Origin of the sequence: Corallococcus sp. bb12-1, assembly GCF_026626765.1 — a bacterium.
Lineage (GTDB): Bacteria > Myxococcota > Myxococcia > Myxococcales > Myxococcaceae > Corallococcus > Corallococcus terminator.
Window position 1 is genome coordinate 973,720 of record NZ_JAPNJZ010000001.1, and the last position, 22,157, is coordinate 995,876.

Consider the following 22,157-nt stretch of genomic DNA (forward strand, 5'->3'; position numbering starts at 1 on the left):
CGCGGTGATGGCTATTTCCCACCCGCCCCGGGCCCCTGCCCGCTCACCGGCCCCAGCAGGTGCTTCTCGAAGAACATCAGCGCCGTCGTCTGGGCCAGGTCCCGGTTGCTCTTCTTCTGGAACCCGTGGCCCTCGTCCGTGGCGAGCAGGTACCAGACGTCCGAGCCCTTCCTCGTCACCGCCTGGACGACCTGCTCCGCCTCCGACTGCGGCACGCGCGGGTCGTTCGCACCCTGCTGCACGAAGAGCGCCGCTTGAATCCGGCCCACCGACCCCAGGGGCGAGATGCGCTCCTGTACCTGGAGCACCGCCGGGTCCCGCTCGTCGCCGTACTCCGCGCGCCGCAGGTCCCTGCGGTACGCCTGCGTGTTGCGCAGGAACGACGGCAGCGACGAGATGCCCACCACGTCCACCGCCGCCTTGATGCGCTCCGGGAAGAACGTCGCCGTGGCCAGCGTCAGATAGCCCCCGTACGAACCGCCGTACACGCCCACCCGCGACGCATCCAGCTCCGGCCGCGACGCGATGAAGTCCAGCGTGGCCCCGATGTCCGCCAGGCTCCGCTCCCGCTTCACGCCGTCATCCATCGCCCGGTACGCCTTGCCGTACCCCTCCGAACCGCGCACGTTGGGCAACAGCACCGCAAGCCCCAGCTCCGTCGCCATCAACTGCGTCTGCGAGCTGAAGCTGGGGACGCTCTGCCCTTCCGGGCCGCCGTGGAACACCACCACCACCGGCACCTTCCCCTTCGCGTTCTTCGGCCGGTACAGGAACGCCGGCACCGTCACCCCATCCGTGGACGGGTAGCGCACCAGCTCCGGCTCCACGAAGGTCTCCGGATCCAACCCACCCACCTCCGAGCGCGTCCAGCGCGTCGTCTTCTTCGTGGGCAGGTCCACCATGAAGACATCCAGCGGCACCCGCGCCGACGTCAGCGAGAACGCCACCCGGTCCGAACGTTTCCCGGCGAAGCGCAGCCCGCCCATCGCCCCCTTCGGCGTCTCCACCGCGGACAGCGCCTGCGTGCGCGCGTCCAGCAGGTACAGCCGGCCGTAGCCCTCCTCGTTGACGGTCATCGCCAACTTCCGCCCGTCCGAGGACAGCTCCAGGCGCTCCACGTTCCAACGCACCGACTTCGTGAGCGACGCGGGCGTGGCCGGGGGCGTGCCGGTGAGGGGCAGCCGGTACACCTCCGCGAAGTCGCTGTAGCGGTCCGTCGCCAGGTACACGCCCTGCCCGTCGTGCGTGAAGACCGCGGCCCCCACGCTGCCCTTGCCCTCCTTCGGCGTGAGCTGCGTGCGCGTGTTCGTCTTCAAATCCACCACGCTCAGGTCCGCGTCGTCCGCCGCGCGGTACTGACGCACCAGCAGCTTCGAGCCGTCGCGCGAGAAGTCCTCGGGGCTCCAGCTCCCTTCGGCCTCCGTCACCCGCTTCGCCTGCCGGGGGTCCGCCGTGGGCGCGATGTACACGTCCGTGTCCTTGCCGTTGCGCCCCGTGCCCGCGTACGCGAGCCAGCGCCCGTCCTTCGACACCACCAGGTCCTGATGCCGGCTCTTGCCGTCCGTCAGCAGCTCCGAGCGCCCCGTGCCCCGGTCCAGCTTGAGCACCTGGAAGAACTCTCCGCCGCCCTTGTCCTGCAGGTAGAAGATGACGCGCGGATTGCCCGGCAGGAAGCGCGCCCGGTTGATGGGCTCCTTCGTGAAGGTGAGCTGCGTGCGAGCCCCCAGCGGCATCTCCACCAGGTGGAGCTGGTTGACGTCCGCGAAGCGCGTCGCGATGAGCACCTGCTGCCCGTCGTCGCTCACGTCCAGCAGCTGCGCGGAGCGCGACTCCAGGTACTGCTGGACGCGCTGGGACAGGGCGGGCGGCACCGCCGGCACACCGCTCGCCCACAGGTTGGGCAGGCCGGGCAGCGGCGCGATGCCGGCGACGGCGGACGGCGACTTCGCGGCGGCGGGCGCGGGGGCGGGCTTCGTCGGCGCGGGCGTCTGCGCCGTGAGCAGGGTCACGAGGAGCGGAAGGGACGCGAAGGTCATGGTGCCTCCGACCCTACCAGCGCCGCCGTCCCCCCCGACATCGACCCGTGACGTTCCCGGCCGTGCCCCATGACGCCTGCTGAACACGTCGCGGCCCGCCGCCGTGCGGCGACCGGGCAGCCGTGGCGGTCCGATTCCGGCAACGGACCGCCATGCCGCGCTCCACGTCCTCCGGCCCGAAGTCCCAGGATGCCCGGGGGTTGCGACGTGCTCCGGCGGACAACGTCGGGGAGCGACAGTCAAAGCTTCTCGGGGGGTAGCCCCTGTGCGGCAGGGGTCCCACCCTACCGTCGTCGATATCGGTGCCGAGCCGCGTCCGCGGACCGCCGAGGAGGGGACTTCGACATGGTCTGGATGCGGAGGAAGACACTGCTCGCCGTCGCGCTCACGTCGCTGGGCCTGCTCGCGCCCGCGTGCGGCGGAGGCAGCGGGGCGGACTCCGACACGCCGCCCGACCAGGACGGGCCGGTCATCGTCCCGCCCACCACGGCGCAGCTCCGCATCGTGCAGGCCGCGCCGGGCGCGCCCGCGATGGACATCTACCTGGCCGGCACTTCCACGCCCCTGGCCCGCGCCGTGGCCTATGGCACCACCACGCCCTACCTCACGCGGGAGCCGGCCAGTGTGACGGTGGAGCTGCGTCCCACGGGCGCGTCCCCGGACTCACAGCCCGTGGCCTCCACGCCGGTGCGCCTGGAGGCAGGGACGCGCTGGACGGTGGTGACCGCCGGCCAGTTCCAGTCGTCGGATTCGGAGGCCGCGCTGCGCACGGTGCTGCTGCGCGACAACCCCGTGCCCGCGGACCAGGGCCTGTCCCGCGTGCGCATCGTGCACGCGGGCTCGGACATGCGGGACGTGGGCGTCGACCTGGGCCAGGACGGCTCCGTGGAGGTGGCGTCCCTGTCGCGCTTCCAGACCTCGGGAGACGAAGCGCTGGTGGTGCCCTCCGGCGCCGCGCTCCAGGTGGGGCTCGTCACCGGCGGCACCGACCGGGTGCTGACGTCCTTCACCGTGCCCGCGCTCGGCTCGGGCACGGACACGCTGCTCGTGCTCACCGGCCTCTGGGCCGAACCCGCGCGCGCGGGCGACAGCTTCTCGCTGCTCACCGCCGGCCGCGACGGCACCCTGGCCATCCTCCGGCAGAACCCGACGCTGTACGTGCTGAACGCGTCCCCGGATGCGCCGCCGCTGGACCTCTTCGCCAGCGACCGCGAGCTGACCGACGCCCTGCCCTACGGCGCGCTGTCCACGTCGCTCCAGGTGCCGCCGGGCACCTACGTGCTCGACTTCTTCGCCAACACGCCGGGCAACGCGCGGCCCGCGACGACTCCGGTGGCGTCGGCCACCACGCCCGTCCTCGTCCCGGGCGAGCGCTACCTGATGGTCGCCTCCGGATACGTCACACCGCCCGGGCCTTCCGCGCCCGCGTTCACCCTGCTGCCGCTCACGGAGCGCTTCGCGAACGACCCCACCAACCTGCGGCTGCGCTGGGTGCACGCGGCGTCGGACACGCCCACCGTGGACGTGGGCCCGCTGGGCTCGGAGCGCCGCGTGCTGCCCGACGCGCCCTTCCTCGGCGTGCCCTTCGCCGGCGCCACCGCGCAGGACGGGCTGCCCCTGCCGTCTGGCGGCACCGTCACGCTGGGCGTGGTGCCTTCGAACGATGCCAACCGCTCGCCGCGCGCGACCTTCAAGGTGACACCCCAGCCGGACACGCGCGTCTTCGCCGTCTCCACCGACCTGCCCGGGGCCGCACCGGGCGCCTGGGACCTCCAGTTGCTGCTGGTAGACACCACGCGCACGCCATGGGCCGTGAGCGCGCAGCCTCGCGAGCCCTAGAAGGCCCAGCCCAGGTTGAGCAGGAGCTGCTGCGTGAGGCTCCAACTGCTATTCTTGGACTTGTGGAGAGAAGTGCGGCCTTGCGAGTCCTGAGAGAGGTACTCGTAGGAGGCGAATTCACGCCGGACGCCCAACCCCACCCCTGCTCGGGCGGTAAAGCCAGACTCCAGCACCATGCTGTAGCCCAGGACCCCCGAGCCCCCCAGGAACCAGGCCTCATTCTGACTCTCATTGAAGGCCTGGTTGACCACCTCGGTGCCCGTCGTCTTGAGGGAGTCACGCCCGTAGCCCACCTCCAGTCGTGGGGACACCCACAGGCCCTGGGGCGCGGTGCCCGTCAGGTAGAAGCGCACCGCCGGGGCCAGGCCCGCCTGCAAGTATCTGTAGTTCTGCCCCTCCAGTTCGGTGGCCGGCTCGTCCGCCCACCGCTGACGGTTCTCATGCAGGGACACGAACACCCCCAGCCCCACGGAGACACGTTCGCCCAGCACGTGCTCCCCTTCGAGCTCCACCCGGGACTGCGCGCTCACCGGCACCGACACAGACAACACGTTGCGCCGCGCCATGGGCACCGGGCCCGTCGCGATGGCTTCCTGCGCGAACACCGACGTCGACACCAACGACAGCAACAGCCCCCACTTCCGCATCGCCACCATGTGCTGAACCCCCGAAACGAATCCGGACCGTCGCGGTCCGTCGTGCGGGGAGCCCATCGCAAGCCATGTGCCAGCGCGCTCACAGAGGGAGCGACCGAGCGTGGAGCCCGGCACCGCGACAGCGTGTCAAACGCGCGCGAACGCGCACCTGTCAGCGTGTCATGTCATCGCGTCACGGCGCGGTGAGCGGAGCCAGGGCCTGCTCGCGGCGGAGCTGGAGCACGCGCACGTCGGGGTCCACCACCAGCCGCTCCGGCGCGAAGTCCGAGCGCACCGTCACCCGAGCCTCCGCTCCCGCTCCCGGCTCCACGCGCACGTGGGCCTCGTGGAAGTCCGTGGCGGGCGGCTTCGCGTCACCGGCGCCCGGAGGCGTCTTGGGGCGCTCGCCCTTCACCACCGCCACCTCCACCGGCATGCGGCCGGTGCCCACGTTCGTCACCGTCGCCGTGGTCACCCACCGCGCGCCCTCCTTCGTCACGCGGGCGTCGGTGACGCGGTACTCGGGCACCACCACCTCGAAGAAGGCCTGCCGGGTGAAGGCGTCGAAGGCCGCCGCGTCCGGCGCGAAGGGGCGCATCACCGCGAGGAAGTCCTGCACCACCGGGTGGTCCGCGTTGGCCATGTACTGGTCCAGGAACGCGTGGAGCCCCGCGTGCATCGCGTCCCGGCCCATCAGGTCCTCCAGCATCCAGAAGGCCCAGCCGCCCTTCTCGTAGAAGACCACCCCGTCTTCCTCGCGTGAGCCGTCCAGCTTCACCAGCGGTCGCTCCCCGTCCACGCGCCGGCCCTTGGCGTAGCGCTCCTCCATGCGCCGCGCGTTCTGCCGGCGCGACTCCTCTCCGTCCAACTGTTCGATGAGCTTCAGCGCCGAGTAGTGCGACATGCCCTCCGCCAGGACGTTGCCGCCCGGTCCCTTGCCGGGGACGAGCATGTTGCCCCACCACTGGTGCGCGGCCTCGTGCGCGGTGACGAGCATCACCGCGTTCGACTCCGGCGTCGTGCGCGTGAGGAACCCGATGGACTCCGAGAACGTGATGTCCGTGGGGAAGCCCTGCGCGTAGTTGTCCAGGCCCGCGAACTCCGACAGCTTCAGCTCCGCCCATGGATACGGGTGGAACCACTCCGAGTAGTACTTGCGCGCGGCCACCAGCCCCCGCGACATCTCCTTCACGTTGTAGCCGTGCGCCGGGTCGTGGAACACCACCGTGCCCTCGCCCTCCAGCCGAGCCCACTTCCCCGCGATGACGTTGAAGAAGCTGACCGGGTGGTCGCTCTTCCACACCGTGGTGCGGCGGCCGTCCTTCACCGTGTCGCTCTCGCGCACGCCCACGGAGTTGAGCGTGTAGGCCTCCGGCCCGGAGAGGCGGATCCGGAAGGGGAACGGCGTGTCGTTGCCGAACGAGGGCTCCGTGGGCCCCACGTAGAAGTCATCCGGATACACGCGCGGCTCGTAGCGGTTCTCCTTCGGGTCGATGCCACGCTCCTCCTGGTAGCCCACCACCGGCGCGAAGGTGGGCTCCTCGCTGGTGAGCACCACGCCCGAGGGCAGGATGAACTCCCTGAGCGCGCCGCCCGAGCGGGACACGCCGTCCGGCACGTGGCCCTGGTACTGGAAGCCCACCGTCAGCGTGGCGCCGGGCGCCAGCGGCGCGGACGGCGTGAAGACATACAGCCCGGAGCGGTCCTCCGGCGCCGCGTCCTTCCCATCCACCGTCCAGCGCACGTCCGTCCACGCGTCACCGCCGCTCAAGGCGAAGCGCGCGAGCGGCTCGGCGTGCCGGTTGATCATCGTGTACGTGCCCTTCATCCGGAAGGCGCCCTCCGCCGGCTCCAGGTCCAGGTCCAGGTCCACCGCCGCCAGCGAGGGCTGGGGCGCGCCCTTCCACGTCGCCAGGTTGCGCTGCCAGTACTCCTTCGCGCGCTTCTTCGCGGCCGCCCCCTGGTGGCCCTGGCCCACCAGGACCCCCACCGCCACGAGCGCCACCACGGGCACCACCAGGTACGGCCCGAGCCGCCACACGCCCCGCGCCAGCCCCGAAGGCCGCAGCGCCTCCAGCACCGTCACGGAGTCCCGCGCCCTGCGTTCCGTCAGCCGCGCCGCCAGCGCGGTGAAGAAGACCGCCAGCCCCAGCGCCGCCACCCGGTTGAGCACCAGCGCTGGGCGGTCCACCTGGAACGCGCCCAGGTCGGTCCACCGCACCGCGCCCCACAGCGGCCAGTTCGTCACCCAGGTGAGGTCATCGCGCACGGCCAGGAAGCCGCTGAGCCCCAGCACGCCCAGGGCCAGCGCATACGTGCCGAAGCGGCCTCCCGTCACCGCGCGCGCCGCCAGGAGGAACGCGCTCCACAGGATGAACGTGGGCCCCAGCAGCAGCCCCCACACCAGGAAGTACGGCGTCAGCGACAGCGGCACCGTGCCCTCCGACAGTTGCACCAGCGTGCCGGCGAGCCCCATGACCGTCATGAGCACCACCGCGATGAGGCCGTTCGCCAGCGCCTTGCCCAACAGCACCGACAGCGTGCGCACCGGCGTCGCGTCGTGGATGGGCGCGAAGCCGCACGACTGCTCGCGCTCCAGCGACTCCACCACGTAGAACATCAACAACAGGCACACCAGCACGGACGCCGAGTTCATCGAGCGCACCGCGAAGCGCCCCGGCACCAGCAGCAGCTCCGTGTCGAAGGGCCCCAGCGCGGTGGCGGCCTGGGACACCATCTGCAACAGCAGCAGCGGCAGGAACAGGTAGAGCCCCGGCTGCGACAACAGGCCCCGCGCCTCCGAGCGCGCCACCGTCGCCAGGCCGGTCCAGAAGCCCGGCGGCCGCACGGCCATGCCCAGCGCGGACAGCGGCGCCTCCGCGTGCGACAACGCCACCTGCTCCGGGGGCGCGTCCAGGGAAGAGGGGCCCTTGCGCGGCGAGCGCACCCGCACCTCGCCCCTCAGGGCCTTGCGGAAGTGGCGCTCGCTCCAGGCCACCGCGCCCAGGCCCAGGGCCATCAGCGCGATGCGGCTGGTGACGAAGAGCGCGTCCAGCCCCACGGGCTGCGTGTTGTAGAAGTCCACGCCCCGGTCCACCTTGATCCACGTCTCGGTGAGCCAGCGGAAGCCGCCTGGATCCACCGCCATGAGGAACCGGTTGATGCGCGGATCCAGCCAGCCGGGCGCCCAGTCCCAGAGGAAGAAGGCGCACAGGAAGAACAGGCCCACCGGCAGGAAGTACACCGGCACCGCGCGGCGCGTGCGCTCGCCCACCGCGAAGGCGCACCCCGCCATGAAGACGATGAGCGGCAGGCCGAACCACACGGCGGCGCTCACGTAGCCGCCCGGGACGAAGGGGCCCCGGAACTCCGCGCCGTCGCCCGCCGGCACGACGTGGTGGAAGAAGACGAGCAGCCCCATCAGCACGCCGAACGCCAGCACGTACGCGCCCAGCACGGCGAGGAACTTGCCCCACACATACTCCGCGGGCGTCAGCGGCGTGGTGTGCAGGAGCGGCTGCACGCGCGCCTCGTCGTCGGAGATGACGGACATGCCCGCGCCCACCGACACGAAGAAGGTGAACACCAGGAAGTTGATCAGCAGCACCGCCTGGGCCACGGCGAAGGCGCTGGTCATCCACGCCTTCTTGCCGCCCACCTCGGAGCTGCCCGCGGCGATGGTGACGTTGCCCGACGACGTGCCCCACACCAGGGCCACGAGCAGCACGAGCAGCACCCAGAACAGCGGGCGGCGCACCTGGTGGCGGAACTCCGTGCGCGCCACGCGCAGGAGGCGGGCCGGGTTCACGCGCCCACCACTGGAGTGGAGACGGGCACGGGCGCCGGGGACGCGGGCAGGTCCTTCATCAGGAGCAGGTACGCGTCCTCCAGCGTGGGCGGGGTGCGCTCGAAGCCCGGCGGGACGGGGGTGCCCGAAGGCGCGTGGATGCGCACGCGGTTCTTGCCCTCGAAGAGCACGGCCTGGGTGACGCGGTTCGACTGCTGGAAGCTGTCCATGTCGGCTGGGGGTACGGTGCCTTCGTAGAGGGTGTCGAGGAGGGCGGCCTTCGCCTCGCTGGGGCTGGTGATGGCGACGACGCGGCCCTGGCGGATGACGGCGAAGCGCGGGCAGAGCATGGCCACGTCCTCCACGATGTGCGTGGACAGCAGCACCGTGCGCTCGTGCGCGATTTCGGCCAGCAGCCGGTAGAAGCGCTGGCGCTCCTCCGGGTCCAGGCCCGCGGTGGGCTCGTCCACGATGATGAGTCTGGGATTGCCCGCCAGGGCCTGGGCGATGCCCAGCCGCTGCCGCATGCCGCCCGAGTACTCCTTCACCTTGCGCTTCGCCGCGAACGTGAGGTTCACGCGCTCCAGCAATTGCGCGCACAGCGCCTTCAGGCCCTGGGGCGCGGTGACGCCCTTGAGCTCCAGCAGGTGACGCAGCATGTCCTGGCCGGAGAGGTACGGGTAGAAGCCGAACTCCTGGGGCAGGTAGCCCAGGTGGGGGCGCAGGGCCTCCGGGTGGCGCACCAGGTCCAGGCCGTCCAGCGTCACCTCGCCGGAGGTGGGCTCCAGCAGGCCGGAGAGGATCTTCATCAGCGTGGACTTGCCCGCGCCGTTGGGGCCCAGCAGGCCGAACATCCCCAGGGGCACTTCCAGGTCCACGCCGCGAAGGGCCGTCACCGGCCCCGGGTACACCTTCACCAGATTGCGCAGGCTGAGCATGAGGCCCCTTCTACGCCAAAGGGGGGCCTCCCATTTCCATCCTCGCTCGAACGAGGCAGGCAGGCGATGCCCTGGGTGATTGAGACATGAAAACAGGGCTGCCAGACTCACAGGCCCCATGGCTTCTTCCCAGCGGTACCTGGATGTCCTCACCGGGCTGCGATTCCTCGCGGCCGCGCACATTGGCGCGTACCACCTGTACCACATGGTCTTCACCGGCACGGAGGCGCCGCCGGGGCTGCACGGGCTGCTCGACAGCGGCTATGTGAGCGTCGGGTTCTTCTTCGTGCTGTCGGGTTTCATCCTGGGCTACCACCACCTGGAGCGCCCGCCCGCCACGCGCGAGGCGCGCAAGGCGTTCTGGGTGGCCCGCTTCGCGCGCGTGTATCCCCTCTACGCGCTGGGGCTCGTGCTCGCCGCGCCCGCGTTCTTCAAGGGCCTGCACGCGGCGTGGGTGGAGGCACCGGGGGAGCTGTGGCGGCTGGATGGGGCGCTCGTGCTCGCGCCGCTGTTGATGCAGAGCTGGGTGCCGTGGACGGCGCTCGCGTGGAACGGCGCGGGGTGGTCGCTGGCGGTGGAGGCGGTGTTCTACGCGGTGTTCCCCTTCCTCGCGGTGCGCCTGGGCCAGACAGGTCCCCGGGCGCTCGCGCTGGGTGCGGGGGTGGCGTATGCGCTCGCGCTGTTGCTGCCAGTGCTCTACCTGCTGGTGGATCCGGACCACGGCCCGGCGTCCTCGTATCACTCCGGCCCGTGGATGCGGGCGCTGCGCTTCAACCCCGTGGCGCGGCTGCCGGAGTTCATCCTGGGCCTCTTCGCGGGCCGCTACTTCCTGCTGCGCGCGGACACCGCTCCACGCTCGCGTCCGGTCGTGCTGACGGCGCTAGGGGTGGTCATCCTCGCGGCGCTGATGGGCAGTGCGTCCCTGCCCTTCCCGCTGATGCACAATGGCTTGCTGGCGCCGGTGTTCGCGGCGCTGCTCGTGTTGCTGCCCCGGAGCCAGGGACTCGTGGCGCGCGCGCTCGCCTCACGTCCGTTCTGCTTCCTCGGGGAGGCGAGCTATTCGCTCTACATCCTGCACATGCCGCTGCTGTTCACGTGGAAGTCCGTGATGAAGCGGCTGGACGTTTCGACCACGTCCGTGGGGGCGGTGGTGGTGCTGACGGTGGGCGTCCTGGTGCTGTGCGTGCTCGCGCACCAGTGGGTGGAGAAGCCCGCGCGCAGGTGGATTCGCGCGCGGTGGGCGGGACGTGGTGCGAGGCAGGCGGAGCCAGGCATCCAGCCACTGGTGTGAGTCAATCCTCACGGCGGAGCCCCCATCCGCGATGTGGTGCCCCACGACACCTCGTGGTCACCGAGCGCTTCGTCCAGGCGGCGTTGCGACTCGGGCCTGGCGACCTGGTGTTCCGTGAGCTGCCCTTGACAGCCCTGACGCGGCATTGAGGCAAGACCGTCGAGGTAGGGCACTGCTGCACAACGACCTGGGAACATGCGGTCTGGCCTGAATACCGGCAGGCTGCCTTACGTCGACCGGGGGCTCGGCGCGTCCAACCCTCGCGTGTTCCGGTCCCCGCCGGAGCGAGCCCCATCCCCTGTCGCCCATTCCAGGAATTCCCGATGCGCCTGTCGCCGTCTGTCTTGTTGTTGAGTCTCATGCTCACCCTCGCGGCCTGCCAGGAGCCAGGGATGTCGCCCGCGCCGCCCCCCCTGCCCACTCCGGTCGACCCGGTCGACCCGGTCGACCCGACCGACCCGAGCGGTCCGGCCCGGGTCGTGGGTACGGTCTCCCTGGAGGGCGCGACGAACGCCGCGGGCGTCCAGGTGTCCCTCACCGGCACGGAGCTGCGCGCCACCACGAACGCGGCGGGCGCCTTCGTCCTGGAGAAGGTCCCCGCGGGAACCTATGAGCTCACCGCCGCGCGCACCGGCTACACGCAGGCGCGCCAGTCCCTGTCCGTGGACGCGGATGACTCCGTCGAAGTGTCGCTCGCGCTGCTGCGCGCCCGCGGTCGGGTGAGTGGCGTCCTCACACTGGAAGGCTCCACGGATGGCTCGGGCGTCACGGTGACCCTGGAAGGCGCGAACCAGACGGCCACCACGGACGCGCAAGGGCGCTTCGCGCTGGAGGGCGTGCCCACGGGCAGCTACGTCCTGAAGGCTTCGAGGACCGGCTACGCGACCGTGAGCCAGCCGGTGGAGGTGACGGAGGGCAACGACACGCTCCTCACGCTCCTGCTCGGCCGTTACCGGGGCCGCATCGAAGGCCAGGTGCGCCTGAGTGACTCCGCCCCCGCGCTGGGCGTCGCCGTGGCCCTGGAGGGCACGGACACGGCCACCACCACGGACAGCCAGGGTCGCTTCGCGCTGGAGGGCGTGGTCACGGGGACCTACTCGCTGGTCGCCTCGAAGGAGGGCTACACGGCCGTGCGCCAGTCGGTGGAGGTGAAGGCGACCGGATCCTCGTCCGTCACGCTCTCGCTCACCCGGCACCGGGGCACCCTCCAGGGACAGGTGACGCTGGACGGCGCCACCCAGGCCCCGGGCGTCACGGTGATGCTGGAAGGAACGAGCGCGGTCACCACGTCGACCTCGCAAGGGCGCTTCACGCTGGGCGGTGTCCCCACGGGCACCTACGTGCTGGTGGCCACGAAGACCGGCTACACGACCGTGCGCCAGTCGGTGGAGGTGACGCAGGACGCGACCACGACCGTCACGCTCCCGCTCATCCTGAGCCGGGGAGACCTCGTGGGTCAGGTGCTGCTGGAAGGCGGCGTCAGCCCCTCGGGCATCGCCCTCCAGTTGGAGGGCACGGCCACGTCCACCGCCACGGACGCGGAGGGTCGCTTCACGCTTCCGGGCGTGCCCACGGGCAGCTACGCGCTGTTGGCCACGAAGGCCGACTACACGACCACGCGCCAGGCGGTGGAGGTAAAGGAGGCCGCCTCCACGTCCGTGACGCTCACCCTGGCGCGCAGCCGGGGCCGCGTGGAGGGCGTGGCGCTGCTGGATGACGCCCAGGACCCCGCGGGCACCCAGGTGTCGCTGCGAGGCTTGACCGGGGTGACCACCACGGACGCGCAAGGGCGCTTCGTGCTGGAGGGCGTGCCCACGGGCTCCTATCTCGTGGACACGGTCCGGGCCGGCTACACGTCGCCCCAACCGCTGGTGCAGGTGCAGGCGGATGCGACGGCGTCCGTGTCCATGACCCTGGAGCGGCGCTACGGCTCCATCCAGGGCCGCGTGACGCTGGAGGGCCGCACGAACCACTCGGGCGTGCGGATCGACCTCGTGGGGCGGACCGACTCCGTCACGACCAACGCGTCGGGAAGCTTCCAGTTCACCCGCCTGCCGCCAGGGGACTACTCGCTCCAGGCGACCCTGAGCCCGTACGAGACCGTGAACGTGTCGGTGAGTGTCGCGCTGGATGACTCCCGCAGCACCAACATCACGATGAGCCTCCTCCGGGGCGACGTGACGGGCACCGTGCTCCTGGAGGAGGTCGCGGCCGGAAGCCTCGACGGCACCGAGGTGACGCTGACGGGCACCTCCCTGCGCGCCACCACCCAGGCGGACGGCACCTTCACCCTCGCGGGCGTGCCGGTGGGCACGTACGAGGTGCGGGCCAGCCGGTCCACCCACGCGGAGCAGCGCGCGTCCGTCACGGTCGTGGCGAAACAGTCCGTCTCCGTGTCCCTCCAACTGTCCCGACTGCGCGGGCAGGTGGTCGGACAGGTCGTGCTCTCGGATGGAGGGGAGCTGTCGGGCATCACGGTGTTCCAGAGCGGCCTCGCCACGCCCATCACGCCGGATGCCCAGGGCCACTTCGCGCTGGTGGGGCTGCCCACGGGGGGCTACGTGCTGAAGGCGCTCAAGGAGGGTTATGCGAAGGCCGAACAGTCGGTGACGGTGAGCGCGAACGCGACGACGAACGTGTCGCTGCAGCTCACCCGCCTGCCGCCGCCCACGTTCACGTCCATCCCCTCGCTCGCGGTGCAGGGCGGGTGGGTGACCCTGACCGGCACGAACCTGGGTGACGCGCCAGGCTCTTCCCAGGTGACGGTGAACGGAAGCGCTCCGGCGCAGGTCATCTCCTGGAGCCAGACCGGCGTCGTCGTGCGGATGCCCTACGAAGTACCTCCGGGCATCCACCCGGTGGTGTTCAAGACAGGCGTGCCCCAGCAGACACTCACGGCGCAGGTCCGGGTGGTGGCCCAGAAGACGCTGGCCATTGGCGACTCCTGGGGCCTGGGCATCCTCCCGGATGCCACCGTCCAGCACCTCGCGGACAGCAGCGTCTGGTCGAACGCGCCCGCGTCCCTGAAGCAGGGGATCGTAAGCATCGCCGCGGAGGACGACTACGGCATGGTGCTCAAGGAGAATGGAACGGTCGACTGGTGGGGCTACAACACCGATCACGTGGGTGACCCTCCCAGGGGCCTGTCCGGTGTGGTCGCCATCACCACGGGCTACGGCTTCGCCGTGGCCCTCAAAAACGACGGCACCCTGGTCTCGTGGGGGAGCGTCGACAGCCCCGCTTCGAAGGCGCCTCCGGGCGTCACGGACGTCATCGCCATCTCCGGGGGCCGCACCCACGCCCTGGCGCTCCGGGCGGATGGCACCGTCGTCGCCTGGGGCAACAACAGCCATGGCGCGGCCACGGTCCCGCAGGGACTCACGGACGTGGTGGAGGTCTCCGCGGGCACCGTTTCGAGTGTCGCGCGCAAGGTGGATGGCAGCCTGGTGACCTGGGGCACCCACTCACCGGAGCGGCCCCTCCCCCAGGGACTGACGGGGGTGCGGACCGTGGCCCTCAGTCGCCGCGACAACCACGGACTGGCCGTGCTCTCGGATGAGAGTGTCATCGCCTGGGGAGAATCGTCGACCAACCTGAACGGCAGCCGCAATGGCCTGCCGCCCCCCGTCCAGACGCAGGTGGTGGCCTTGGCCATGGGGTCGGACCACGCGAATGCCGTGCTTCATCAGGATGGCACCCTCACCCTCTGGGGAGGCTATTCGGACGACATGAACACGCTGCCTCCCGGCAAGGTGCTGCGCGTCCCAGCGCGCTGAAACGGCAGGCCCGGCGCGGGGCCCTGCTTTCGCGCCGTGGCGGCGACTCACGCGCTCCTGGCGCGCACCCGCTGACGGGGGTGCGCACCGCGCTTCACCGGGCCCAACTGCGCGAGCACGCGGCCAATCTCCACCAGCTCCACGGGCTTGACCAGGTGCAGGTCGAAGCCCGCCTCCTCGCTGCGGGCCCGGTCCTCCGGCGCCCCGTAGCCGGTGAGCGCGATGAGGTGCGCGTCGGACGCCACGCGCTGGCGCAGCTCCTCCGCCACCTCGTAGCCGCTCAGCCCGGGCAGCCCGATGTCCAGGATGATGACGTCGTAGGAGCCCGGGGTCGCCAGACTGAGCGCCTCGTGGCCATCCGAGGCGACCACGACGGTGTGGCCCCACATCTGGAGCATCTCGCTCAGGCCCTCGCGCGCGTCGGGGTTGTCGTCGACCAGGAGGATGCGCCACTCGCCCTTCTGCGTCTCCACGCGCTCCACGTGCGCCTCGGGCCGCACGGCGTCCGCGAGCAGGGGCAGCGTGACGGTGAAGGTGCTGCCCTGACCGGGGCCTTCGCTGAACACCGACACCTGGCCGCCGTGCTCCTCCACCAGGTGGCGCACCAGCGTCAGGCCAATGCCCAGCCCGCCCCGGCTGCGCGCAAGCCCCGTGTCCAGCTGCGCGAAGAGCTCGAAGATGCGCTCCTGTTCACCTGGGGGAAGTCCGATGCCGGTGTCCTGAACGGACACGCACACGCGGTGGTCCGCGTCCACGTGGGCGCCCACGGTGATGACGCTGCCTTCGGGCGAATACTTCGCGGCGTTGTCCAGCAGGTTGGTGAAGACCTGCTCCAGCCGCGTCCGGTCTCCGTCCACCCAGCAGGGCTCCGCGAGCAGGGCCTCCTTCAGGACGAGCAGGCGCTCCTCCATCACCGGCCGGGCGGCGGCGAGCGAATGGTGCAGGACGGTGTTGAGGTCCAACCGGCCGCGGCGCAGGGAGTACTTGCCCCGGGTGATGCGGCTGACATCGAGCAGGTCGTCCACCAGGTGACGCAGGTGGCTCACCTGCCGCTCGATGATGGAGCGGCGGCGCGAATCCGCTTCGGACAGGCCGTTCGAGTCCTTCTGTCCGAGCATCTGCACCGCGAGGGCGATGGCGGCCAGGGGGTTGCGCAGCTCGTGGCCGAGCATGGCCAGGAACTCGTCCTTCTTGCGGTCGGCTTCCTCCAGGCGGGCCGCGTTGGCCAGGGCCTCGCGCTCCACGCGTCGCAGGCGCAGGACGCTGTTGACGGTGGCGATGAGCTCCTCGGGGTCGAACGGCTGCGTCAGGTAGACGTCCGCGCCCGCGCGCAGGCCGATGACCTTCTTCTCCGCGGTGATGAACGTCGCCGACGTGTGGATGACGGAGGTCTCCCGGGTGCGGGGGTCCGCCTTCAGGAGGCGGCACACCTCGTAGCCGCTCATGTCCGGCAGCTTCACGTCGAGCACGACGACGTCGGGGCGCCCCTCGAGCGCGACCTTCAGGGCCTCGCCGCCGGTCACGGCCTCCAGCACGTGGTAGCCGGCCCGGCGCAGCGAGTAGGAGCCCAGGTAGAGACTGGCGGGTGTGTCGTTGACGTGAAGGATGGTGGCGGTGGCGGTGGCGATCACGAGCGACTTTCCCAGGGACGGTCTGGCGGGTTTCTACCGTGCGTCTGGGAGGTGCGAAAACCCGGACCGCGTGGATCCCGCCATCCTTTCGAAGGGGCCGGGCGCGCGGATCTGGAAACTGTTGAGACCGCAACATGGGCCTGGCTGCCATCCAGGAGGGCAGCCGGCCAGGCGTGTCTCAGTTCACATTCTGCGGGGAGCCTCCATACCATCCGTGAGCGCGTCCACCGGCGCATCCGGCATGCCGTCCAGGACACGTCGACGGATCCGTCCGTCCCGGCCGATGGCGTACCAGGCGCCCGAGTCCAGCGACGGGTAGGTCTTGCCGCAGACCGTCGGGTCCTCGGAGATGTGGATGAAGTAGAGGTCATCCCGACGCAGCACCTGGTACCGCTGGGCCTCGGGCCTGTGCTGACAGGGAACGTCCTTCGAGGTCGGCGGCAGGAAGTCCTGCGTGGCGACCATCAGCGCCTGAAGCAGCGCGCCCTCCAGCACATAGGGGCGCTGCGAAGGCTGGACCTCCGCGACGTCCGCGTCCGAGAACGACGGAAAGACGATGGACCTGTCGTCCTCCACGGGGACGGGCTCGGGCCGGGAGCCTCGAACACAGCCCACGAACAGGATGACCACCAGGAGACTGCCTTGTCGCATCGTCATCGGGAGTCCAGGTCCGTGGTCATCGACGCGGCTTCTTGTCGAGGCGATAGGTCGTCGTGTTGAACCAGGTCACCGTGCCCAGCGCCTCACGAGACCACCCCTTGTCGGCACGGGTCCACTTCAACATGTCTCGGGTCGCGGGAACGTACTGGTAGAAGCCATCACAGGTCGGGTTCTCGGCGTCTCCCGAGTTCGAGAAGAAGGCGATGATGGACAGCAACACCTTGCTGTCCTGCGTCTCAATGGCCCAGGCATGCACACGCGCCATCTCACCCGTGAAGCGGAGGTCCCCAGGAGAAGGAGGCCCACCAAACGGATGGTTGTGCAGTGCGAAGATGTACTTGAGCTCTCCCGGCGCGTAGCGGGCATCCGCCACCGTGGCGGGAAGGATGCAGCTTCGCTTTCCCGACACCAGATCGTCGGATGCGGCCTGATCCGTCAGCATGCTCATCTCGTAGAGATGATCCGGCGGGTATTAAAGCCACGCGCAGTACTCGGTCGACGCCCGAAAGGCCAGTCGCGGGTCCCGGTCCCGCAGGTAACCCGCGACGGCATTGGGCTTCGAGAGGATGAACGGACACGCTGCCTGCAACGCCTCCGAGAACGACTGGAAGGGGCCAAAGCCAGGCAGCGGACCGGGGATGGGCGTGGTCGGAGACGCACCCGGCGCGGGCCGCCACACGCCAGGAGCAGGACCGGCCGGAGAACAGCCGGCCAGCGCCATGAGGAAGACAGGCAAGAGCCAGCATGTCACGCAGTGCCGCATGGATGTACGAGTGTACTTCCCGCCCTTCGCCCCAGCCAAGTCCTCAGTGCCCGGAGTGCGCGCTGACGGTGCGGCCGTTCAGCGGCTGCAGGGGGCGGTTGTTCGGGTTGAGGTGCGGCAGTCGCTCGATGGCGGCGATCTGCGCGTCGGACATCTCAATGGGGTTCTTCATCACGTACCACTGCAACCCCTGGGTGCACGGGGGCGTGGTGAGCGAACCGGCGTACTGGAAGAAGGCCCGGTCGCGCGGCAGGAGCATGCTCGCGTTGATGAGCGCGCCCACCGGAGAGCTCTGCTCCCCCGCGTGCCGGGGCAGGTTCCGGAAGGCCGTGAACAGCGCCGCGTTCACCGAGCCCTCCTGGATGAGCACGCCCACGACCAGCGCGGGCGTCCCGTTCGCGTCCGTGTGCACCAGGTGCATCTCCAGCGGGTACTCCACGCCGTCCTTCGTGTGCTCGCTGGGCGTGTGGAAGTGGAACTGCGCCAGCTTGTACTCGTTGGCGCCCACCCGGACCGTGCTGCCGACGTCGTAGTTGAACTGCACCGTGTGGCCCGTGTTCACCATCCGCACGTGGCTCGTGGCGTAGTGGAAGCTGGGGACAGCCTGCTGGGGATGCGCGGCGCCCGCCGTCACCAGCGCGATGGGCGACTGCATCACGCCCTGACCACAGAGCGCGTCACCCGGGATCTCGGCCCAGTGCTCCGGGCTCACGGACTGGACATAGCCCCAGTGCACTTCCTCTTCAGCGAAGGCACTGGAAGACAGCAACAGGGAAGACAGCAACGCGCCCTTCAGGGCGCGCACGGAGACGGTGCGGGAGTGAAACATGGGTGTGGGATCCTTGGACGCAGGCGGCAAACACAAACAGGTCATCCCCGGTATCAATCCAGGGACGCCCATGGCTCACGCTCGCCGACCGTCGGGTACGGTCGGACGAACGTGTTCCGCTTTGTGCCGAAAAATCCCCTGAGATTCAAATTTCTAAATATTTCGGACTAAGCAGGTTTTGTCACATGTTTGTCACGGCGCCGCGCCAATGCCAGACGTCCATGTGTCCCGTGTCTCAAGGCTCGGTCCACACCGCCAGTTCGTTACCCGTGGGGTCGGCGAAGTGGAAGCGCTTGCCGCCGGGGAACGAGAACGTGTCCTTCACGATGCGCCCTCCCGCCGCGAGCACCTTGGCGTGCGTCGCTTCCAGGTCCTTGGAATACAGGACGACGAGCACGCCCCCCTTGCCCACCGGCAGCGACGCATCAAAGCCGCCATTGAGCCGGCCGTCCTTGAAGCTGGTGTAGGCCGGGCCGTAGTCCTCGAAGCTCCAGCCGAAGACGTCGCCGTAGAAGCGCTTCGCCTCCCCGGTGTCCCGGGTGGGGAACTCGATGTAGTCGATGCGGTGGTGCTGCTCTGCCTGCTGCGCTTCGGGGGTCGTGGACATGGGAGGCCTCTCTTCCAGGAAGGGAACGCCCCTACGTTACGCACCCGCCGCGTCCGGCGATTGTACGAATCCGACTTCCGCTCGCGCCCGCTCCCGCGCGTACGCCCCTGGCGTCAGCCCCGCCAGCGCCCGGAACTCCCGCACCTGGTGCGCCTGGTCGTAGTACCCCGCCGCCAGCGCCCATTCCGCGCCCTCCACCCTGCGCGGCCCCTGGAGCAGCGCCAGCGCGTGCTGGAGCCGCTCGATGCGGCACAGCACCTTCGGCGACAGGCCTACCACCGCCTGGAAGCGCCGCTCCACCTGCCGCGCCCCCACCCCCATCACCTGCTCCAGGGAGCGCACCGGCACCTGCCCCCTCGCGCCCTCGATGAGCCCCACCGCGTGCGCCACCCCCGCGTCCTCCACCCGCGCTGGCAGCCGGCGCAGCAGCAGCCGCTCCAGCAGCGCGAAGCGCGCGGCCATCCCGCCCACGTCCCCCAGCCGCTCCCACCCCTCGCGCGCGACGCGCGGCCAGAGGTCCCCCAGCGCCACCTGCGCGTCCGTCAGCTCCTGCAACGGCAGCCTCAGGAACGGCTGCGCTCCCCCCGGACGGAAGCGCACCGCGACGATGGACGTGGGGGCCGTCAGCGGCACCACCGACGCCGTCCGCATCGCCCCCACCACCCTCGGACGCACCCCGTCCGACAGGTCCACCAGGATGTCCAGGCACCCGTCCGGCAGCACCCGGTGCGGCCCCGGCAGCGGCCCCGACGTCTCCATCGCCCAGTAGCACCGCACGTACGGCGCCAGCGCCGCGCACGGAAGGACCTCCACGTAGCGCATCAGGCGGCGGCTTCCACCACGGCGGCACGGGGCAGCCGCACCGTGAAGCAGGAGCCCTGCCCCGGCCCCGCGCTCGTCACCTGGATGAGTCCCCCGTGGCGCTCCACGATTTCGCGGCAGATGGCCAGCCCCAGCCCCAGGCCTCCGGCGTAGTGCTCGGTGGCATTGTGCGCGCGGTAGAAGGGCGTGAAGAGCTGCGACAGGCTCTCCCGCGGAATGCCGATGCCCCGGTCCTCCACGTCCACCCGCACCCCATCCGGCTCCTCCACCACGCGGATCCGCACCGGCGTCTCCGGCGGCGAATAGCGCAGCGCGTTCTCCACCAGGTTCGTGAGGAGCTGATCCAACCGCTGCTCATCCCACCGGCCCACCAGCGGCGCCTGGGGAAGCTCCAGTGACAACAGGCCCTGGCGCTCCGGCCGGGAGGACTGGATGCGCTCCACCACCTCGTGCGCCAGCGCCCCCAGGTCCATGGGCGCCACCGTCAACGTGAAGCGCCCGGATTGCAGCCGTGAAACATCCAACATGTCGCCAATCAGCCGCGTCAGCCGGTCCACCTGCCGGTTCAGTCGCGCGAAGGTCGCGCGCTTGCGCTCCGGGTTCAGCTCCTGGCCGGCCTCGGACTGGCGGATGAGCAACTCCAGCGTCGCCTTCAGCGGCGTCAGCGGCGTGCGCAATTCATGGCTCGCCATGGACAGGAACTGGTCCCGGATGGCGATGGCCTCGCGCAGCTCCTTCTGTGTGCGGTCGATGCGCGCCGCCATGTCGTTGAAGCCCGAGGCCAGCTGGGTGACTTCGTCGTCGCCCCGGGCCTGCACCCGCTGGCCGCCCTCCAGCGCCGGCGTGCCCAGCGAGGCGAAGCCGTCCCGCAGCGCCTCCAGCCGCTGCGCCACGTCCCGCCCCACCCACTGCGACAACACCAGCGCGATGGCGCCCGCCAACGCCGCGATGACCACCACCCACGCCCCCATGCGCGTCACCGGCGCGAACGCCTCGCGCAGCCGCGCCGTCACCACCACCGTCCAGGGCGTGTCCGTCACCTGCGCGTGCGCCACCATCAACCGGCGTCCCCGTGCGTCGAACGCCTCCGCCATGCCCTCGGGCGCCGCCAGGGACTCCGGCGAGAGCAACCCCAGCACGGGCGCCCGGGTGAGCACGTCGCCCCGGTTCGTCTCGCGCAGCAGGCTGCCGTCGCGCCGGTCGAACAGCTCCACGTGGTAGCTGCGCGAGGCCAGCGTCGGATGCAAACCCAACCGCTGCAACGACAACCCCGCCACCAGGATGAGCCGCCCGCCCCCGCCCAGGTCCACCGGCGCGGTGAAGACGACGAAGGGCAGGCCCGCGCGCGTGAGGAAGGGCCGCGACAACAGCACCTCGTCGCCCCCCTTCAGCGCCTGCTGGAAGTACTCCCGGTCGGAGAAGTTGCCGGAGCGCTTGAGCCGCGAGGAGGCCACCAGCGTCTCCCCCGTCGCATCCAGCACCCAGGCCGCGTCGAACAGGCCGGAGTCATTCTCCAGCAGGTCCACCCGCTCGCGAAGGCCCTCGCGGTTCCCCGCGCGCGCCGCGGCCACGAAGGCCGCGTCCCGGCTCTGCGCACGCAGCATCGAGCTCGCCACGGTGGCCGTCTGGTCCAGCCACGCCGTCTCCGCGGCCACCGCCTGCCGCGCCTTCTCCCGCAGCTCCACCTCCAGGGCGCTCTGCGCGAGCGTGGACGTCACCGCGCCCAGCCCCAGGATGGGCAGCACCGACGCCAGCGCCATGCCGCGAAACAACCGCCAGCGCACCCCCGCCGGCGCCGGCACCCGGCGCAGCAGCAGCAACACCAGGCACGACACGGCGAGCACCGCGTACACCCCCATGCCCGCCCACGAGGCCCGCGCCCCCAGCGCGAACGTCATGTTCACGAACAGGACGCCCAGGCCCCCCAGCGCGAGCCGGCAGGCCCCTGGCCGCTGACGCCACGCCCCCACCGCCAGCAACGCCCCCATGGCCAGGAAGAGCACGCCCATCCACCGCACGAGCGGGACGGACTCCAGCAGCGAGAAGCGCTGATAGGTCTGGGGGTTCAGGGCCATCAGCCCCCCGAAGCTCAGCGCCACGCACGCGATGAACACCCCCAGCAGGCCCCGCCCCTGGAAGCGGGCGGTCCGCTCCAGCAGCAGCGCCCCCACCATCAGCGGGTAGAGGATGCTTCCCGTCAGGCTGCTGTTCAGGACGGCGGTGGACCACCAGTAGAAGGCGACCGCGCCGACGAAGAGCGCCCGGCCCACCCACCCCACGAACGCGTTCCATCCGGGGTACAGCATCGCGACGAGCATCGTCGCCGAGCCCACGAGGAACAGGCTGCCGAGCGGACGGACGTGCGGATAGATGTGCTGGAAGAGGGCGGCCCCGAACTCATAGGGCACGAAGACCATCGTGGTCCCCACGACGAGTCCAAACGCCGCCGCGAACCACTCAACCCGTGCCCGCTCCAGGATGCCCACGGGCGCAGAGTACACAACCCACCCCGGTTGTCGGTGCCGGAGTGGCTGCCAGGCCGC

The 22,157-nt window shown here is 70.6% G+C and carries 14 protein-coding genes; 3 read left to right on the forward strand and 11 right to left on the reverse strand.

What is annotated here, in order from left to right; genetic code table 11:
• Window positions 1-11: 11 nt before the first annotated feature.
• A complete protein-coding gene (locus tag OV208_RS04090) occupies window positions 12-2,036 on the reverse strand; it encodes an alpha/beta fold hydrolase (RefSeq protein ID WP_267572472.1) in 2,025 nt (674 codons plus the stop codon).
• A gap of 345 nt (window positions 2,037-2,381) precedes the next feature.
• Here OV208_RS04090 and OV208_RS04095 point away from each other — a divergent pair, with 345 nt between their 5' ends.
• Window positions 2,382-3,875, forward strand: a complete 1,494-nt coding sequence (locus OV208_RS04095; RefSeq protein ID WP_267572473.1) for a DUF4397 domain-containing protein — start codon at window positions 2,382-2,384, stop codon at window positions 3,873-3,875.
• On the opposite strand, the gene OV208_RS04100 is transcribed toward OV208_RS04095, so the two are convergent.
• The 3 genes from OV208_RS04100 to OV208_RS04110 form a co-directional block, all read right to left on the reverse strand.
• Complete coding sequence (locus OV208_RS04100) at window positions 3,872-4,531, reverse strand: hypothetical protein (protein WP_267572474.1); 660 nt, start codon at window positions 4,529-4,531, stop codon at window positions 3,872-3,874. The genes OV208_RS04095 and OV208_RS04100 overlap by 4 nt on opposite strands.
• Before the next feature lie 172 nt (window positions 4,532-4,703).
• Window positions 4,704-8,318, reverse strand: a complete 3,615-nt coding sequence (locus OV208_RS04105; RefSeq protein WP_267572475.1) for a M1 family aminopeptidase — start codon at window positions 8,316-8,318, stop codon at window positions 4,704-4,706.
• Window positions 8,315-9,235, reverse strand: a complete 921-nt coding sequence (locus OV208_RS04110; RefSeq protein WP_267572476.1) for an ABC transporter ATP-binding protein — start codon at window positions 9,233-9,235, stop codon at window positions 8,315-8,317. The genes OV208_RS04105 and OV208_RS04110 overlap by 4 nt, the downstream gene beginning before the upstream one ends.
• Window positions 9,236-9,353: 118 nt before the next feature.
• Between OV208_RS04110 and OV208_RS04115 the strand changes: the two genes are divergently transcribed.
• Entirely contained in the window at window positions 9,354-10,526 is a 1,173-nt protein-coding gene (locus tag OV208_RS04115; RefSeq protein WP_267572477.1) for an acyltransferase family protein, read from the forward strand.
• Between the two features lie 323 nt (window positions 10,527-10,849).
• The gene (locus OV208_RS04120; protein WP_267572478.1) at window positions 10,850-14,302 is read left to right on the forward strand and encodes a carboxypeptidase regulatory-like domain-containing protein; all 3,453 of its coding nucleotides are present in this window, start codon (window positions 10,850-10,852) and stop codon (window positions 14,300-14,302) included.
• Between the two features lie 47 nt (window positions 14,303-14,349).
• Here OV208_RS04120 and OV208_RS04125 read toward each other — a convergent pair whose 3' ends face one another.
• The 7 genes from OV208_RS04125 to OV208_RS04155 form a co-directional block, all read right to left on the reverse strand.
• On the reverse strand, window positions 14,350-15,933 hold the full coding sequence (locus tag OV208_RS04125) for a response regulator (protein WP_267572479.1): 1,584 nt from the start codon (window positions 15,931-15,933) through the stop codon (window positions 14,350-14,352).
• A gap of 183 nt (window positions 15,934-16,116) precedes the next feature.
• On the reverse strand, window positions 16,117-16,590 hold the full coding sequence (locus tag OV208_RS04130; protein ID WP_267572480.1) for a hypothetical protein: 474 nt from the start codon (window positions 16,588-16,590) through the stop codon (window positions 16,117-16,119).
• 19 nt (window positions 16,591-16,609) lie between these two features.
• Window positions 16,610-17,035: a hypothetical protein gene (locus tag OV208_RS04135; protein ID WP_267572481.1), complete on the reverse strand. Its 426-nt coding sequence runs from the start codon at window positions 17,033-17,035 to the stop codon at window positions 16,610-16,612.
• Window positions 17,036-17,399: 364 nt separating this feature from the next.
• A complete protein-coding gene (locus OV208_RS04140; RefSeq protein ID WP_267572482.1) occupies window positions 17,400-18,185 on the reverse strand; it encodes a carbonic anhydrase in 786 nt (261 codons plus the stop codon).
• A gap of 235 nt (window positions 18,186-18,420) precedes the next feature.
• Entirely contained in the window at window positions 18,421-18,792 is a 372-nt protein-coding gene (locus OV208_RS04145; protein ID WP_267572483.1) for a VOC family protein, read from the reverse strand.
• Between the two features lie 36 nt (window positions 18,793-18,828).
• Window positions 18,829-19,614, reverse strand: coding sequence for an AraC family transcriptional regulator (locus OV208_RS04150; protein ID WP_267572484.1), 786 nt, complete (start codon window positions 19,612-19,614; stop codon window positions 18,829-18,831).
• Window positions 19,614-22,115, reverse strand: coding sequence for a sensor histidine kinase (locus OV208_RS04155; RefSeq protein WP_267572485.1), 2,502 nt, complete (start codon window positions 22,113-22,115; stop codon window positions 19,614-19,616). The genes OV208_RS04150 and OV208_RS04155 overlap by 1 nt, the downstream gene beginning before the upstream one ends.
• Between the last annotated feature and the right edge of the window lie 42 nt (window positions 22,116-22,157).